This window comes from Caballeronia jiangsuensis, from assembly GCF_046030135.1.
Taxonomy (GTDB): Bacteria; Pseudomonadota; Gammaproteobacteria; order Burkholderiales; family Burkholderiaceae; genus Caballeronia; species Caballeronia jiangsuensis.
Genome location: NZ_JAQQDB010000040.1, coordinates 1 through 14,847 on the forward strand (window position 1 = coordinate 1; position 14,847 = coordinate 14,847).

Here is a 14,847-nt window from a genome sequence, read left to right on the forward strand (position 1 = left end):
CTCTCGGCGATGGCAAGCTTAACGGTAAGCCCATCCACCAGGTCTTACATGTCATGCGTCGACACGACGAGAGCCAAGTGCAATCCATTGTCGCCGAGTTCAATGCGTATCTAGACGAGATCACGACCACACCCCAAGCCTCTCAACGCCGTTTGCTGCTCGGCGAGCTCCGCGGCGTGGTGGCCTCGAAGTACGGCTTCGTCGTCGCGCTGCGCCAAACGAAGCGCACATTCTTCGCCTCCACACCCGTTATCGAATCGGCCGCCGCGTCGTTCAGGTCCGCCTGGGCGATGACGGGTAACGCTAGCGCGCGCGTCGTGATTCTCGCCTTGGTCGAGCGGACAAGGGACGGAAATCTTCGGATCATCGACCTTGCGCTGCAACTGTGCAGCAGCAGTTTCGTTCCCTGCGATTCGAGCTATGAGGTGGAGATGGCCAACCGGCTCGTTGCCGAGCGCCGACGTTTCATCAAGCCTATGAGGCTCGAGGCCGGCGACGTCATGCTGCCCGACTTTCAACTGACCGATACCCGACAGCCGACGGCGATCGAAAATTATGGGATGCAAGGCAATGAGCAATACCTCGCCCGCAAGAAAGAGAAACAGGCGCTGTACGCGCGCGACGCAAAGCCGTGCGTTGAGTGGATGCCGCCGGCCGACCTCGCGTCAGTACGGCTTCCTAAGCCGTTGACTTGACGGTCGCTCCTTCTAGGATACTTTGAGCGCATCCGTAACTGCTGAGCAAATGATATGGCCTCGAACTCGTTCTTTCTGAATCGTGCGGTCGCGCGTAACGCCGACTGGCAAGTGAATTACCCCGCGCTCGCGATGGCAAGCACCATCGACGCGGTCGACGAACAACGCAAGCAGATCGTCGTTGCTGCTGCGGACGAAACGTCCCTGCGCGCGGTGTTCTTCAGTTCCCTAGGTGCAATCCTCGACTTCCACGCAACTTGGGACGAACTGGAGCGGTCAGGCAAGGGATGGCTCGCTTTCACCATACGCTGGAACCGGTGGTGGTTGCCCAACGTTGATCACGTTAAATGGCTAGAGCAGCACGCGTTCGCGCCAACCGACCTTCGCTTCGCGAATCGGGACCAGGGAGTCGCCGCCGGTGACACCGCGCCTTTTCGCGAATTCCTCGATGTCGTTGAACTCCACTATCGCCGCGACCCAGCCATCTCCAGCGTCCTGTTCGCGCCCAACGCCATTGCAGCCGTCGAGACTTCGCCAATCAATACGACCATGCGTCATTCATAAGACCGTCGATGCGCAAGGTCATTCCCTTCGGCAGGCGAGCCGTCGCTCCTGACACGCCCCGCGATGTTAAGGCCACGTGTGCACATCGAAATCTTCGGCTCGTCGAACAGAGCGATATCGTCATTTGCGCCGTTTGTCACGTCACGCTCAGTCCTATTTGGGCGCTGTCGATGCTGTGCGAGCAGTATGCATTTGCGATGGCTCACCTCGACCGGCTCAAATCTCGAATTGAGCTCGCCGACGCTCGGATCCTAGAGTAATCGCAGGAACTCGATGCTATGTTGCCGGGCGAAAAGAAGCCTGAATAAGTCGTCTACCGACACTTGACCAACCGTCGAACAGTGGTGCAATAGATCACCAACGACTCAGGAATGCACCATGAAACGAACCTTCGAATGCGGCCACAGCGGCAAGGGCAAATACTGCCACGCGTGCGCGGCTGCCGAGAAGCAGAAGGCCCAGCGTCGTCTCGACCTTGAGGAGAAGCGCATTGCGAAGCGAGTCGCGACTACCGACGATCCGATCGATCTGTCCATGGTGCGACACCTCTCGGCCGTACAACGAGAGGCAAGAGATCTCCTCGCAAAGGTCAGTAGCGGCGTGCATCCATTTTCACTCGACGGAAAGTTCATCAAGTCCTCGGCCGGCAAGCTGGTTTCCGTGCCGGTTGGCCGATCCTATCGCCTGCTCTTTGACGCGCCCTCACTCGCACCGCTACGCCTCGTCAGTCACGAAGACTACAATGGGATTGCGGCGAACCGCGTAGCGGCATGATGTCCCTCGACTCACGCTTCGCGCCGTTACCCTCTCAAGGAGGTGCTCGCGATGAAGGTCGGTCCGAATTTGGCGTTGAGAACCGCGATCAACGCATTACGCGACATCGTCGAATGCGCGCGGATGCCAAACGGCATCCCGCTAAGCGATGATGAACGCGAGCTGCATCGACTGTCTGCCGATGAACTCGAAATGCAACAGGTGGCACTGGAAAAATCTAGTTGGGCGGCTTGAAAGGTGACTTGCGGCGAGCGACCTCGGGCGCCCTCACGCGGGTAGCTATAATTCACGGCGGCTTACAAAACTAGAACCGCCGGCGAGCCGGCGACAGGACAGCGCCATGACTGACGAACTTTTTCCCTGCGATCATTGCGGCGGAAAGTGGTCTTTCGGATTCTCCCAGCGATTAGTCGGCCGTCCGTCGGCTCCTGAGCGTGACTTTGCTCGCCTCGGCAACAGCCTGGCGCCGCCCATGCAAGACGTGGAACCGCGCTCCCCGTATGACGTCCCTTACGAGAAGATCTGCTGCATTTTCTGCGAAGAATGCGGGATGCAGACCCCTTGGATCCCGATCGGCAACGACCGCTACGCGGCACTGGATAAGGCCGGCGAGATTTGGAATGCGCGGATGCAACGCCCGAAGGCCACCGAGGGCGATCTGCTACAGCTCGTTAGAAAAGAAATTAGCGCAGTTGACACCGCTTACCTGATCGATCTCGTCTCGCGGAATGAAGACGACTGGGAGAATCGCGGGCCCATCTTTCAAATGCTCGCCAAGAAAATCGTCGACAGCAAAATCACAATGAGCGAGTTCTGGCCAGTCGACACAGTCCTTCGCGACGCGGCTCGATATCGAAAGCTCCAGCAACTCGCGAAGCGCATATACATCGACGGGATCGCTTCGGTCCAATTTCCCCGGATACCCGCGACAGGCGGTGACGAGGGCAACTTTGAGAACAGCGTCAACGCGGCGGTCGACGACCTCCCCGACCGCAACCGCTGGTGACTTGACTTCATCTGGGGCCGATCATACTGAAGGGACCTACAAACTCGACACGGCAAACAAGGACCCAATATGTCGCCCATCCAGTACATCGTCGCCGCGTACCGGCTCCGCAGCAAACTCGCGCCGCAGCTTTTTACATTGCTCGCCCTCGGCGTGATCCTGACGTATCACGCGATGACCAGTCCGCAGTTGAGCTGGCTCTTGGACTGAAACGCGAAAGTGACGCTCTCCGGAGAGCGTCCCACTGCGTGCGGGCATTTCGTCAGTTCGTTGAATATAAACAAAAAAAGGCTTGTTACATAAGTTGCCGGATATTCACACCCCCCTTAGTCGGCACACTTTTCGCATTGTAAAATGCGGTATAGGGCAGTCCTGGATATCCCGAGCGCGCTCGCCGCTGCTTTCTTATTGCCATCGGTTGCAGCCAGTGCCTCCTGGACTTCTTCAATTGTCACCTTGGGCGCCTTCAGCTGCCTCTGGACGGAATAGCTGGACAGGTAAGCACCCGCCTTTTGCTGTTTGCTATGGCCGGCCGCCTCAACAACGGCTTGCATCGCTTCGCGATGGAGCGCCGGGTCGGCCCTCTCGTCGCTCCCTTTGATCGGCGCTGGAACGCCGGCGTACTTTTCAAACATTTGCTGCAAGAACTGATGCCTCAGGCCGTGGCACGTAACGCCCAAGCCAGACTTTGTCACACCATGACGTTTGAGAACCGTATAAAAGTGGTCCTTCCACTGAGTCTTGGTATAGCCGTCGGGGATAGTCGAGCCAGTAGACCGGTTTGTGTGTTGAGCAGCCTCAAGTAGGACATCCATCTTGAATTCCATCGGCACCACACGAGCGCGACCGCCTTTTGTGCCGTGGACCACGCTGAGCTTTCCGTCTTTACGGACTGCGTCTCTAGGCCTCAACAGAAGACTCTCTTCAACCCGTAGTCCGAAGGCCGCCTGCAGCTTCATTTGCACTGCGACCACGGGCTCCGTCTTCGCAATTTCTTCGATGATGGCTACCGCGTCGATTCCCTTGCCTTCCCATGACTTGTCCTCGGTCGCCACAGATGCGCGCCGGAAGTCGTTTGCGGCTGGATCAATGTACTCCGACATCTTTTTGACCAGGTTCCGCTTGTTGATCCAGTTCGAGAACGCGCGGAAGTACGTCAGCTTGTTCTCGATGGTCCCGGGACTCTGTCCGTCTTTGTGCCATAGGGCCACCAGCCCTTCGATGTGCTTTTCCTTGAGCGCATACGGTGTTTGTATCGCGTAGCCGATCTGGCGCAGCTCAACAAACGAGCGACAAAGCTTTTGTAGTCGGGGCTCCTGTGTCCCCACCGATATCGGCTTATTGCTAACACGGGTACGGCTGTGAACACGATTGACGTTCGGAGTGAAGATCTTCTCAAGTGCATCCCGGAACGCGGGGGGAAGTTCGGGATAGCCGGCAACGATGCCCTTCACATAGACGGTTACTGTCATTCGGATGCTCCTTCCTCGTTTGTTGATTGCCGCTTCTCAGCCACCGAGTACATTGCTCGGCCCCTCTCAAACGCCATTTCCAACTGGCATGACCGCGGAAACCCATGCGGGACTCCGCCACCCGCGCACGTGCCAGAAATCCATCCAGCTATCGCCGCATACCGGAGTGCTCTTCGCTTAGATCGCGTATCGTCGAAACCATATGTGATCGACAGCCGCCATAGAGACCAGGCAACTTGAGCCTCGAAGGCGTGATCTACCAGCGTAAAAACCCGACGTCGTTGGCTTTGCTTCGCGGCAGTTGAGAAATGCGGTGTCTGTGTCCCGTTCGCATCGCATTGGTCTTGGCAGCGCTTCGGTGCCACGGCGGCGACGCTCGATAACACTTCCGTCCTGGGCGTCCACTCACACAGCAATCGCGTCAGCGCGCCAGCGCCTGACGCGTTGACAATCTCAGCGCACATCGGCGCTCGCATTGGTGCGGTACTGGTCCAGCTCATACGACGCAATGGCTATGTATTGAGACGAGTTCTGCTTGAGAAACGTCATTTTTTAGCGGCTCCGGCAAGCGCGTTCTCCTTTATGCAGACGAGTCAGCAACCGTGCTCAGCTATGAGCGGTGGCCTTCCGTGCGACGGAGCCGCATACCTCAGGAGCCTATCCCCGGGTGTTGCCGCACAGCCGCTGCGTATCCCCGCCGGGTCCTGCCTTCCTGTCCTTTAGCGATTCCATTCGATAGCCCCGCACGTGGAAGAAACGTGCATCGACCTCCGTAGTGCTGCGTGCTGCCAGTCGCCACGCTTCGCGTGTTGACCGCCGCTGGTTTGCTGCTGGAGTACTTCCAACGCGGGCCCGCTTCGCGGAATCTCTCGTCGTTGTGTATTTCCTGCTGCTCCAGCAGTCGAACCGCGCACCGCTAACTGTGCGATTCGGCTATGCCACTGCCACGGCTACCGCGCCGGCCCTAGACGCGCTGTTTGCGCGCCGGTGTGCCCCGTCTTTACGACGGCACGACCTCGGCCAAGTGCTCGGTAATCTTTTTGCGCTGCTTTTTTCCGGGTGCGCCGCCCGTTCGTCTTTCGTACAGGGAGCAGCTCGCCGCGTCGGCCTAGCTGGTCCCCCATCCCAAAGCGCGTTCACTCGGTCGCAGTGTGTCGGACCTCATGCAACGTACCCAGCGTCGTGTGCTGTAAGGATGCGTCCATCCTCCTTGAGCTGGAGAAAGAGCAGCCACGAGCAAGTGTCCGCGTCTCCCAATCCGTCTCATCTCGGACACACGGGCAAAACCGCCCGCAAACCCAATGGATATCGCGTGTCCAGCGTCCTCACTTTGGGTCGCTTTGAACTTGATTAGATTAAGAAAAAAGCCGCTTCATTTTGCGGCCGAGACAGAGGGGTTTCGCTAGGCAAAGCGGTCCCCTCGATGGTCCATTTCAGGAGGGTCGATGCGCATGCGCGCGGTTGGTGATTAGAAGAATACCGGCGCCGTGACCATGCGAAGAGTTAAAAGCTGCCTAAATGTTGCGAGCTTTTGCTTCCGTGACATTGCGCGGCGATCTGTAGAGTTGGACAGGCGTAACGGGGACTTTTCCCACCAATTTCGTGTTGGTAACTGACAGATTCGCGCGCTTCACACGGTTAATTCGCCATCTAACCGTTCATGGGGAGCTAACTGACGGTTATCCGGACGTTTCGAGAAAAGCAGCCGGTGCGACCGCCCATCTACCACTTTTCTGTCAGAAATCTGGCAGATGGGTTGAATCTATTGAATTGCTCTGGAGAGAGAATGAACACGATGAAAGTACATGCGCCCGTCCTTGCTGTCGACGTCGGATATGGCAACACTAAGATTGCTTTCCGCAACGGCTCCGACGTTTCGACTTTTATGTTTCCGTCGCTGACACCTCCGTACAAGGCCCACACGATCGCGAAAGAGAGCGCCGGTTTGATCACGACGCCCAAGACTGTCGCGGTGGACATCGACGGTAAGCGCTATCAGGTCGGTCCCGGCGTGCTTTTGAGCTCGCGTAACGGCGACGCGGGAGCGACACTTAACGACGACTATTGCACGACTGCCAGCTATGCCGCGCTGCTCGCCGGTGCGTTTCACTTCGCAAACATCGCATCGGTCGACCGCCTAGTTCTCGGCTTGCCGATGAGGAACTTCCACACCCACGTTGCTCATTTGCGCAGTGCGTTCGCCGGTAACAATGCATACGGCGATGTCGAGTTCGATGTCGGCAGCGTCATCGTGCTTCCACAACCTCTCGGCGCGTTGGTCAACTTCTCGCGATACCACGAGTTCGACAAGGAAGATCCGCACCTCATTATTGACGTCGGCTACTTCACAACCGATTGGGTGGTGGCAACCGGGTTGACTATCGACGAAGAGCGCAGCGGAGGTCACCACAGCGGCGCGTCTCACTATTACGAAGCAATCGCCGCTGTCATCAAGGAGAAACTGCATATCGACACGCAGGGAATTGAGCGGATCGATAAGGCGCGGCGCACGGGATCGACTCTCTTGCTTAACGGGAAGGACTATCACCTGCAGGAGTTTCTGCCAGCGGCGCAGACGGTTATCGACGCCGCGGTTAAAGCTATTCAAGCGGGCGTAAAGAACACAGTGGACATTCGCTCGATCGTTCTCACTGGTGGCGGTGCGGCTCTCTACAGGTCCGAGATTCAGGCGCGGTTTCCCCATTTGAGGATCGACCATATGGCAGAACCATGCTTCACGAATGTCAGGGGGTTTCTCGCTGCTGGCGAAGCAACGCTGCTGCGCGACAAGAAGCGCAAGGAAGCGGTGCCCGCATGACAGGCGCTTTGGAGATCAAAGTAACAATCAGCGAAATCGCGACGCCAACGTTGTTTGATGCTCTAGTTGCGGTCTCCAATCCGAGGCAACGCGCAGCGCTGCTCAAGCGCTTAGCAGAAGATGCTTTGCGGGGCAGTGTCCAGGTTCCTCGTGCGGGAGTGACTAGCACGCCAACGTCAACCAACGCATCCGCAACAACGGAAGCTGCAACCGGTTCCGCGCGCAGCGAGATTCCCGTCGCTCCTAAGCAAATCGCGCCAGTGCGCGATGATCAGCCTGATTTCGACTACGCGTTCCTGGCCGAAAACTTGAACGTGGGGTGAGGCTGAGATAGCTCGAGCAGGCACGTGCCGCTTATCAGCGGCCCTTGCGCTGACAGATGCGCAGCGGCATGTGCACTCGCCTAAAGCTTGACATCGCCTAGTCGATGGCAAGATAGGGACGTATATGGTTCAATCTGCAAACGCAACGGAGCAATAATGAGCTTTATCGAAAACTTGGTGCAGCTTGACTGGACACGCGGCGTGCGCATTTGGATCTTCGTGGCCGCCGCGCTGGCTCTTTGCGAGGCAGCTTATCTATTTGACCGCGCTGTGTCCCGGTCAGCGAACGGAGCCGATGATGTACGCTAAGTTCAAGGCACTGCCCTTTTTTGCGCGACGCCTCATCATCGCCATGGCGTCTCTCTTTGTGATGTGGGTCTGTGCCTACCTGCCAAAGAGCGGGTTGACCCAAGTGCTGATCGGATCGGGCGCGTTCATCATCTTTTGGGCAACCGGCCTCCTCGTGCCGTTTCTCAAGGTCACGTTTTTCGTCCTGAGGTGGCGTTTGTGGTACGTCGTGCGCTACAAGTAGCCGCTGAATTGAGAACCACAAATAGAAAAGCCCCGACCAATGGTCGGGGCTTTTGTCTTCAGGGGGTACTCAATGCAGCAGAGATACACCTTGTGCGCTCGCCTGTCGGCGAATGCAGTAAAACCAGGCGGTGTCCAGTGTGACGCCTTGTTTCTCCAGTCGGGCATGACCGCCTCGCTTCCGGTCGATGACGTCATACGCTTCGGCCTGCGACTTCCCTACTCTGACCGAGCCGTTCTCAACGCCGGAAGTTGCCACGATCTCATACCGGCCGACAATCATGCTGAAGCTCATTTCCTTCTCTCCGTTGGAAAAGCCCGGGCGGATTGCGACCCCGGCGGGGACGAATCCCCACCGGGCAAAAAGTTACTGTTAGCGGCCAGACGGCCGCAACTCAAACAATCAAGCGTGCAGTGCTTCGCGCTCGTCGGGGCGCACCACCATTGCAACGGCAGGGCGATGCGCTGCCTGAGATGCACACCACTCGTCGGCAAAATCGGTTCCCCGCTTTTTAGGACGGTGGACCAGAGCCGTGTACCCTTCAGCTCGCAGCCGCTTCGCCAGCTTCAATGCGGCATCGACGCCCGGCGATTTGCCAGTGCGAGGATCGACCGCATCGAAGTCCGCGAAGATATGGACGATGCGGATGCCGAGGCCGTCCGGCACAACGAAATCAGCGAGAAGGATTCGATTAAGGCAGTACCAAGCCGGCACACCGAAGAGCATGTGCGCGGCATACGCCGTCTCGAGACCTTCAGCGACACCGATTTCGCCATCGACTGGATCCATCAGCCGTACTGCGCCGCCGTTCAGCTTATGAAGCGTCACGTCGTTCAGCTTGGCCGGAAGGATCTCGCCGTCGTTAGTGACGATCGACGCCTTCGCCGGTTTCGAGCGTTCAAGGAACGTGCGGTGCAGCGTTCCGAGACGGCCGTCCGGCAGCGTGAAGCGAGCGAGGATGCCCGGCCACTGACCGATCACTTTCTTCTCGTGGCGGTAATCGAGTATCGCCAAGCGCAGCGCCGCGGACGGCGCCACTGTCAGACCCGGCACCCGCTCTCGCAGGTACCGCGGAACGAGGCCATCGGAACCGACCAGCGTCGCTCGATCCCACATTGAGTCGAGGCGCTTGCGCGCCCACTCAGGATCGACCTTTCGGCCAGGCGCCGGGGCCGCCGGTTGCGCTCGGTTCTGCCGTGCATCGGCCAGACTGCCGCCTTCGAGTTCGATCATGAGTTCGCGGAAGGTCATTCCGGCGGACTTGCAAATGAGCTCGAAGCCGTCGCCGGCTTTTCGGTCGCCGTCGTTGCACTTGCGGCAGACCCAGTCGCCGCGGCCGCGGTTGTTGTCGTAGGTGAAGCGGTCGTTTCCGCCGCAGATGGGACAGGGTGCGCCCTTCCCGGTCAGTGAGCTTGCGGGCACTCCATACTTCTGGAGCAACGCAATCCACTGTTCCGGGGACAGCTTGATGTCCTTTACATTCATTGTCACTCCAGTTGTGGTGTGGTTGAGATCGATGCCTGAACAGGCGGTGAAACCGTGCTCAAAAAAGCCGTCCGCCTCGCGCGGGGCGAGCACGGCGGGCGGCTTTTTTCAGCAGGGGAAGCGAAAGACGGGTGTAGCGACGAACGGCCGTGTCGCGTAAGAAAGAAACGCTTCGCGGCTTCGTCGGCCGTTTCCGGTTCGACGAAGCAACGAAGGTGAGAAGAAACAGGAGGTGAGGTGAGCCGTTACGGGATCAGATCGCAGCCCACTCGCGTCGCGTTAGGTAAGCGTTGAAGGGGATGTCATCCATGTCATCAAACCCACCGCCACCACCATGCGACGTCGATTGCGGTTCGCGATTCGCCGGCGCAGAGTTGCTCGATCGCGGCGACTGCGAACGTTCTTGACGTGCAGGGCGCTGGCTTTCGACACCGTCATTGGATGAACGGTCACCGGTAGAGCGGCCGCCGAGCATTTGCATTTGGTCCGCTACGATTTCCGTCGAGTACCGCTCCTGCCCGGCCTGGTCCGTCCACTTGCGCGTGCGGATTCTGCCTTCGACGTACACCGACGATCCCTTTTTCAGGTACTCGTTGACGATCTCAGCCAGCCGACCGAAGAACGACACTCGATGCCACTCGGTCTGCTCCTTCATTTCGCCCGAGGCCTTGTCTTTATAGCGATCGGTCGTTGCGAGTCGGATATTCGCGACCGCATCGCCGCTCGGCAGGTAGCGCGTCTCAGGGTCCGCCCCGAGGTTGCCGACGAGGATGACCTTGTTTACTGATGCCATAACTAACTCCTTTAAGATTTTTTGGAAATCGACCAAAGCCACTTGTCCCACAGCACTTGCTCGCCGCTGGCATCTAGCTTAGGTCGCCCGCGTCCATCGACTGCTGGCACTTTGGTTTTGCCGATCCGCTTGACTTCAACGCGGTCACCGATGCGACAGGCCGACTCTGCGATTGCGTCACGGAGGCCCTCGCCTTGGAGAACGTGCGTCTCGCCGCGATGCTCGAGCGTCACGCAAAACGATTCGTACGTCTTGCCAGGGCGCTTGCCATCGGGGAATCGCTTCTCCCCCCACTCTCGCAACACCCCGGACCTCGCACGCTCAGTGCGTCGGTGTGACGACTCAGCAGATCGAGGGGGCGTTGACACGACTGCGTCCACAACTTCTGGCCGGAGTCGCGCGTCGCTGACATTGACTGGTCGAACGGGTTTGGCGTCGGGCGAAGGCTTGTCTTGCGCATGAGCGCCCTTAAGAGCAGCCGCAACGGCGTCGGTCAACGTGCCCTTGTACTCGTGCAGCACTTCCCAGTGCGGCGCGAGCGCCGGTATCAGCTTCATGCCGACAGCCGTTGGTCGCAGCTCGTAGTCGAACGCCGGACGAAACTGCACGACGACTCCACCTTCATCGCGGAACAGCATCGGTTGTCCTGCGATGGCGATGTGCCGTTCGTTGGCACCGCCCTTACCGACCTCAACCGGGGATGAATGGCTTGTGGGATTGTCGCTGCGACGCTGCGGCTGCGGCGTCACTCCGAAAAACGTCCCGATCAGCCGGCCGAATGTTGATGTGCTCATCGTCGGCCTCTTACACCAGCGTGCCGAAGCGCTCGCGACGCACTTCTTCCATGTCGCGCTTGAGCAGCGGGTTGCTCAGGATGACGTCTTGCAAGAACTCGGGATCGACGCCGTTGACCTGGCAGACGAACCGATACGGCAGCGCCCCGCTCCAGAACTCCATGACCCAGCCGAGCGTTGCTCGGTAGTCTTCGAGTTCCATCTTCTTTCTGTTTCTGAGTCGCTCACTGAACAGTACAGCGCAGTCCATCAACGACTCGGGCATGTTGTCGCCGCGTCTGCTGTCGGTCGCAAGACTGATCAACGCGTCGACCATTTTGTTTTTTACCGCCTCGCTCCAAAGATGCGGATCGGGCAGAGGATCAGGCTTGGCTCGGGCACGCGTGATCGGCGCTGGAGGAGCGTCGAACATGTCCAGTTGCCATGCTGCTACTTCTGCTTGCATGGGAATCTCCGATAAACGGGAACCCATGCCCGCAACGGGATGGTTTCCCGTTGGGGTGAGGGGTCAAGACCGCCCGCGCGGGCAGTCTTGACATTCAGGCGTAGCGACTAGTCGTCGGTGCCTGTTTTAAGTGGAACGACCACTGCGGACTTGGCGTACTGACGTTTGATGGGCGTGACGTTGGCCTCGGCGGGACCCGGAGCGACAACGGCGTGCGCTGGCGCCTTGGAATCCTCAGCATTCTCCTCTTTCAGCGCCGCCTTGATGGATCTCTTGATCCAAACAGCGACGGTGGCAGAAACAAACAGAAAGGCGAAGAACGAGTGCGCAGCAAGCCACAACGCAAAGCAAACAGCGACGAACCAGCCGGGCGATTTCATCGCCTTCATGACCAACTGCTTCGGCATGTTTCTCTCCAGAAAAAGACGCACTAGGGGATGTCCAGCCGGTACAGCGCTGGATGGTTTTCGATGCTCGGGTGAGCAGGGAAAAACGGGCGCGCGGAGAGACGCTTTCGTCACGGCTCGATGAAGGCGTGGCGGAAGCAGCTCACTGCGGATGGAAGAAGAGATCGCAAGCGCGCGCACTCATGCTCCGCGGCGGCTTGGGTCGATGCGTCGGTGACGCGGGGATAACAGGCAATTTACGCGTGGGCTGCGAGCGCGTGCGCGCGAAAGCTCCCAATTTCACACCGCCTTTCGATTTTCGGCTCGGAACGTGGCAGCGCCGCGGTGCTCCCTTGACTTCCATTTGTCCTTGGCATGCTAGTTACATGCTCAACAGGGAGGCAGCGAATGTTCTTCGAAATGCTTGTCGCAGTCGGCGGCTATCACGTATTCAAAGCCACCAAGCGGAGGAGCCGATCCGGTTCGCGCAGCGCCCATCGCGCAAAACGCTCGCCGGACGATATCGGTGCGGCCGGCGAGGCTCTGGCTCAAGCAAAGCTTCGAACAACCCTCAGGTGGCTGTGTGGCGATAATTTCTACCTACATGAAGGGACGCTAGTCATTGAACATGCTCCCGGGACAGCCTTCCCTACCGCAGAGATCGATCACCTCGCGATCACGCCGTTCGGCGTCTTCCTCTTTGAGACGAAGAATTGGGCCGGCCGCATCGCGCCGTCAAATTGTCCTGGGACCCTGACACGGACTGCGCCCAGCGGTCAGGCTGACGAGCGACGCTCGCCTATCGAACAGAACCGCAGCAAGATCCGTTTCCTCCGAGAGCAGCTTCCTGCGATGTGGCCGGTCGCTGGCGCGAGTCTCTTCGTGTCGCCAGACGTCGTCCTGCATCCGGAATTACCGGCCGATCTGTTGTCACTCGACGATCTTCCCCACTCGTTGCGTTCGAAGCGCGCGGAATACATTGGCAGGTCGGCCGTGGACGTCGCCCGGGCGCGAGCAGCGGTTCTCATGTATGCGGACACCTCCGCCGAAGGTTTCACCGCACACAAGGTTCGCGCAAAGCGCCATACCGGTCATCGCGGAATGTTTCAAGCGCTTCCGCTAGGTAATTACTTCCATACAAACACTCAGGAAACACTTAAGAGTTCCAGAAATTAACCGTTAATCGTTTGCGAAGGTGGACAAAAACTTAGCCTTCGCTTCGAGAAGGGGAAAGAGGGGATTAAAACGGTGTCTTTGACTGCCAGACCTGCCCGAAAGCGCCGTTACGATCGCTCACATCTGCGGGAAAAGAACGACTTCGGCCGGCAAAGATTGCATAGAAGGAGAAATTGCAACACTGGTTATACCCGAAGCGACTGGCTGTGTACTGACACCACTTTCTTATCCGCGAGCGATGCCCTCGCGGGGGTGTGACCGCAGCGCGCGGGGGCGCCTGCAAAATCTGGAGAGAAGTTATGTCCTCAAGTAGTGACGATTCTAAGAAGAACCTGCAATTGCGAAAAACGGAACTTTACGATCCGTTGGACGACATTTTTGACCCAGTTTCGGCCGGCGGTGCCGAACGCTCGAAGATCGAAACGGTTGCCCGGCAGCTTTTCGGAGACGGCCCCGAGTTCACCGATCTCATCGCTCAGCTCGTCGAGAACATGGTAACGATCGCGGAGGCGAGAGCGCGAGTTTCAACCGACCTTAAAACGATAGGCGGCCTGTTGATCAACTCCATGCACCTGATTAAAAACGCGCTGCTCACGACGTCAGGCAACAAGACAACTGCCCTGCGACGGGCTGCGACGTTGGGATATTCATTCTTCGACTTGGCTCTCGGCGTGAAGATGCCGGCGGCCCGCAAGTACATGCGTTGCTATGAGGCGTTCCTCGATAACACCGAGGCTATCCGGGTATTCAACGTCGGCGAACTGGACATCCTCGCTTCCGACCACGTGACCGACGAACAGGTTGCGGCCATTCTCGCGGCAAAGCAGGCCAACGAGCATATGACCCGCGAAGACATTCGCAAAATGCTGGCGACGCTGCAGAAGCAGGAAGAGGCACTGGCTGACCGAAAAGCAGAGCTAGACAACTACGAGGCGCTGCTCGAGGACAGCAAAACCGCTCAGCGGGTCGCGGAGGACGAAGCCAACCGGCTTCAGCAACAGCTCGACGCCACTGCGAAACTGATCGCCGAAAAAGAGGCCCAGCTACAGCGCATGGACAGCTATTACACCGGTCGGCAGGCGGGCCTAGCCAACCTTGAAAAGGACCTTGCGGACAAGGACAAGGAAATTGCAAGGCTGAACGAGGAAAGAAACGCGCTGCTCGACCGGAAGCCGGAAGTTCAGATCAAGGAAGTTGAGACGACCCCCGCTGGTTATAAAAGCATTTCCGAATCACTGGAAAAGCGCAACGCTGAACTCAAACAGCTAGAAGAGCAGCTGGTCGAGAGGCGCGCCGAGTTGGAACGACTTGAGGCCGACAGGAAGAAAGAGGCCGGCGCCATTGAGGCTGCTAACCGCGTTCAAGCAGCGATGCAAGAAGCGCTATCTGCATTTGAGCAATTCGCGGGCAAGCTCACGCTGGCTCAGGTGGCGGTTCAGGCTTCCGATGAACTTGGGCAGCACGAACCGTTGGTCCAAACGCTGGCCGCAATGATGCGCAAGCACCTCAGCGAGATTGAGACGGGTTTGCGAAAGCTGTAAGACGTACCTGCCATAACGATAAGGCGGACGCGATGGTGTCGCA

The 14,847-nt window shown here is 58.4% G+C and carries 19 protein-coding genes; 12 read left to right on the forward strand and 7 right to left on the reverse strand.

Annotated features, from left to right (window positions below; genetic code table 11):
* From PQR08_RS30660 to PQR08_RS30685, 6 genes are all read left to right on the forward strand, one after another.
* Window positions 1-695, forward strand: a 695-nt coding sequence (locus PQR08_RS30660) for a DUF1173 family protein (protein ID WP_408163394.1), incomplete at its 5' end; no start/stop codon positions are given.
* A gap of 54 nt (window positions 696-749) precedes the next feature.
* Window positions 750-1,259 carry a hypothetical protein gene (locus PQR08_RS30665; RefSeq protein ID WP_408163396.1) on the forward strand — a complete coding sequence of 170 codons (510 nt, stop codon included), beginning with the start codon at window positions 750-752 and terminating at the stop codon, window positions 1,257-1,259.
* 378 nt (window positions 1,260-1,637) lie between these two features.
* Complete coding sequence (locus PQR08_RS30670; protein ID WP_408163398.1) at window positions 1,638-2,033, forward strand: DUF7682 family zinc-binding protein; 396 nt, start codon at window positions 1,638-1,640, stop codon at window positions 2,031-2,033.
* Between the two features lie 51 nt (window positions 2,034-2,084).
* The gene (locus tag PQR08_RS30675; protein ID WP_408163399.1) at window positions 2,085-2,267 is read left to right on the forward strand and encodes a hypothetical protein; all 183 of its coding nucleotides are present in this window, start codon (window positions 2,085-2,087) and stop codon (window positions 2,265-2,267) included.
* 106 nt (window positions 2,268-2,373) lie between these two features.
* Window positions 2,374-3,039 carry a Lar family restriction alleviation protein gene (locus PQR08_RS30680; protein WP_408163401.1) on the forward strand — a complete coding sequence of 222 codons (666 nt, stop codon included), beginning with the start codon at window positions 2,374-2,376 and terminating at the stop codon, window positions 3,037-3,039.
* A gap of 69 nt (window positions 3,040-3,108) precedes the next feature.
* Window positions 3,109-3,249, forward strand: coding sequence for a hypothetical protein (locus tag PQR08_RS30685; protein ID WP_408163403.1), 141 nt, complete (start codon window positions 3,109-3,111; stop codon window positions 3,247-3,249).
* A gap of 116 nt (window positions 3,250-3,365) precedes the next feature.
* Here PQR08_RS30685 and PQR08_RS30690 read toward each other — a convergent pair whose 3' ends face one another.
* The gene (locus tag PQR08_RS30690) at window positions 3,366-4,511 is read right to left on the reverse strand and encodes an integrase domain-containing protein (RefSeq protein ID WP_408163405.1); all 1,146 of its coding nucleotides are present in this window, start codon (window positions 4,509-4,511) and stop codon (window positions 3,366-3,368) included.
* Window positions 4,512-6,297: 1,786 nt separating this feature from the next.
* Between PQR08_RS30690 and PQR08_RS30695 the strand changes: the two genes are divergently transcribed.
* The 4 genes from PQR08_RS30695 (at window position 6,298) to PQR08_RS30710 (ending at window position 8,184) form a co-directional block, all read left to right on the forward strand.
* On the forward strand, window positions 6,298-7,329 hold the full coding sequence (locus PQR08_RS30695) for a PRTRC system protein D (RefSeq protein ID WP_408163407.1): 1,032 nt from the start codon (window positions 6,298-6,300) through the stop codon (window positions 7,327-7,329).
* Window positions 7,326-7,652 carry a hypothetical protein gene (locus PQR08_RS30700; RefSeq protein ID WP_408163409.1) on the forward strand — a complete coding sequence of 109 codons (327 nt, stop codon included), beginning with the start codon at window positions 7,326-7,328 and terminating at the stop codon, window positions 7,650-7,652. The genes PQR08_RS30695 and PQR08_RS30700 overlap by 4 nt, the downstream gene beginning before the upstream one ends.
* Window positions 7,653-7,808: 156 nt before the next feature.
* Window positions 7,809-7,961, forward strand: coding sequence for a hypothetical protein (locus tag PQR08_RS30705; RefSeq protein WP_408163411.1), 153 nt, complete (start codon window positions 7,809-7,811; stop codon window positions 7,959-7,961).
* Window positions 7,951-8,184 (forward strand): hypothetical protein, encoded by a 234-nt coding sequence (locus tag PQR08_RS30710; protein WP_408163413.1) that lies wholly within the window; start codon window positions 7,951-7,953, stop codon window positions 8,182-8,184. The genes PQR08_RS30705 and PQR08_RS30710 overlap by 11 nt, the downstream gene beginning before the upstream one ends.
* 69 nt (window positions 8,185-8,253) lie before the next feature.
* Here PQR08_RS30710 and PQR08_RS30715 read toward each other — a convergent pair whose 3' ends face one another.
* From PQR08_RS30715 to PQR08_RS30740, 6 genes are all read right to left on the reverse strand, one after another.
* Window positions 8,254-8,478, reverse strand: a complete 225-nt coding sequence (locus PQR08_RS30715) for a hypothetical protein (RefSeq protein WP_008343128.1) — start codon at window positions 8,476-8,478, stop codon at window positions 8,254-8,256.
* A gap of 108 nt (window positions 8,479-8,586) precedes the next feature.
* Window positions 8,587-9,669 (reverse strand): primase-helicase zinc-binding domain-containing protein, encoded by a 1,083-nt coding sequence (locus PQR08_RS30720; protein ID WP_408163496.1) that lies wholly within the window; start codon window positions 9,667-9,669, stop codon window positions 8,587-8,589.
* Between the two features lie 253 nt (window positions 9,670-9,922).
* On the reverse strand, window positions 9,923-10,462 hold the full coding sequence (locus PQR08_RS30725; protein ID WP_408163415.1) for a single-stranded DNA-binding protein: 540 nt from the start codon (window positions 10,460-10,462) through the stop codon (window positions 9,923-9,925).
* Between the two features lie 11 nt (window positions 10,463-10,473).
* Entirely contained in the window at window positions 10,474-11,256 is a 783-nt protein-coding gene (locus tag PQR08_RS30730; protein WP_408163417.1) for a hypothetical protein, read from the reverse strand.
* A 10-nt stretch (window positions 11,257-11,266) separates the two neighbouring features.
* Complete coding sequence (locus PQR08_RS30735) at window positions 11,267-11,701, reverse strand: hypothetical protein (RefSeq protein WP_408163419.1); 435 nt, start codon at window positions 11,699-11,701, stop codon at window positions 11,267-11,269.
* A gap of 107 nt (window positions 11,702-11,808) precedes the next feature.
* Complete coding sequence (locus tag PQR08_RS30740) at window positions 11,809-12,108, reverse strand: hypothetical protein (protein WP_408163420.1); 300 nt, start codon at window positions 12,106-12,108, stop codon at window positions 11,809-11,811.
* A gap of 387 nt (window positions 12,109-12,495) precedes the next feature.
* Between PQR08_RS30740 and PQR08_RS30745 the strand changes: the two genes are divergently transcribed.
* Both PQR08_RS30745 and PQR08_RS30750 read left to right on the forward strand, forming a co-directional pair.
* Entirely contained in the window at window positions 12,496-13,263 is a 768-nt protein-coding gene (locus PQR08_RS30745) for a nuclease-related domain-containing protein (protein ID WP_408163422.1), read from the forward strand.
* Window positions 13,264-13,562: 299 nt separating this feature from the next.
* Entirely contained in the window at window positions 13,563-14,804 is a 1,242-nt protein-coding gene (locus PQR08_RS30750) for a hypothetical protein (protein WP_408163423.1), read from the forward strand.
* Window positions 14,805-14,847 lie beyond the last annotated feature (43 nt).

What these genes read in the sequence shown, in the direction of transcription:
- PQR08_RS30735 (WP_408163419.1), bottom strand. Translation starts at nt 11,701, where the DNA reads ATGCAAGCAGAAGTAGCAGCATGGCAACTGGACATGTTCGACGCTCCT.
- PQR08_RS30725 (WP_408163415.1), bottom strand. Translation starts at nt 10,462, where the DNA reads ATGGCATCAGTAAACAAGGTCATCCTCGTCGGCAACCTCGGGGCGGAC.
- PQR08_RS30675 (WP_408163399.1), top strand. Translation starts at nt 2,085, where the DNA reads ATGAAGGTCGGTCCGAATTTGGCGTTGAGAACCGCGATCAACGCATTA.
- PQR08_RS30665 (WP_408163396.1), top strand. Translation starts at nt 750, where the DNA reads ATGGCCTCGAACTCGTTCTTTCTGAATCGTGCGGTCGCGCGTAACGCC.
- PQR08_RS30730 (WP_408163417.1), bottom strand. Translation starts at nt 11,256, where the DNA reads ATGAGCACATCAACATTCGGCCGGCTGATCGGGACGTTTTTCGGAGTG.
- PQR08_RS30745 (WP_408163422.1), top strand. Translation starts at nt 12,496, where the DNA reads ATGTTCTTCGAAATGCTTGTCGCAGTCGGCGGCTATCACGTATTCAAA.
- PQR08_RS30720 (WP_408163496.1), bottom strand. Translation starts at nt 9,669, where the DNA reads ATGAATGTAAAGGACATCAAGCTGTCCCCGGAACAGTGGATTGCGTTG.
- PQR08_RS30715 (WP_008343128.1), bottom strand. Translation starts at nt 8,478, where the DNA reads ATGAGCTTCAGCATGATTGTCGGCCGGTATGAGATCGTGGCAACTTCC.
- PQR08_RS30700 (WP_408163409.1), top strand. Translation starts at nt 7,326, where the DNA reads ATGACAGGCGCTTTGGAGATCAAAGTAACAATCAGCGAAATCGCGACG.
- PQR08_RS30750 (WP_408163423.1), top strand. Translation starts at nt 13,563, where the DNA reads ATGTCCTCAAGTAGTGACGATTCTAAGAAGAACCTGCAATTGCGAAAA.
- PQR08_RS30705 (WP_408163411.1), top strand. Translation starts at nt 7,809, where the DNA reads ATGAGCTTTATCGAAAACTTGGTGCAGCTTGACTGGACACGCGGCGTG.
- PQR08_RS30740 (WP_408163420.1), bottom strand. Translation starts at nt 12,108, where the DNA reads ATGCCGAAGCAGTTGGTCATGAAGGCGATGAAATCGCCCGGCTGGTTC.
- PQR08_RS30685 (WP_408163403.1), top strand. Translation starts at nt 3,109, where the DNA reads ATGTCGCCCATCCAGTACATCGTCGCCGCGTACCGGCTCCGCAGCAAA.
- PQR08_RS30690 (WP_408163405.1), bottom strand. Translation starts at nt 4,511, where the DNA reads ATGACAGTAACCGTCTATGTGAAGGGCATCGTTGCCGGCTATCCCGAA.
- PQR08_RS30710 (WP_408163413.1), top strand. Translation starts at nt 7,951, where the DNA reads ATGTACGCTAAGTTCAAGGCACTGCCCTTTTTTGCGCGACGCCTCATC.
- PQR08_RS30670 (WP_408163398.1), top strand. Translation starts at nt 1,638, where the DNA reads ATGAAACGAACCTTCGAATGCGGCCACAGCGGCAAGGGCAAATACTGC.
- PQR08_RS30680 (WP_408163401.1), top strand. Translation starts at nt 2,374, where the DNA reads ATGACTGACGAACTTTTTCCCTGCGATCATTGCGGCGGAAAGTGGTCT.
- PQR08_RS30695 (WP_408163407.1), top strand. Translation starts at nt 6,298, where the DNA reads ATGAACACGATGAAAGTACATGCGCCCGTCCTTGCTGTCGACGTCGGA.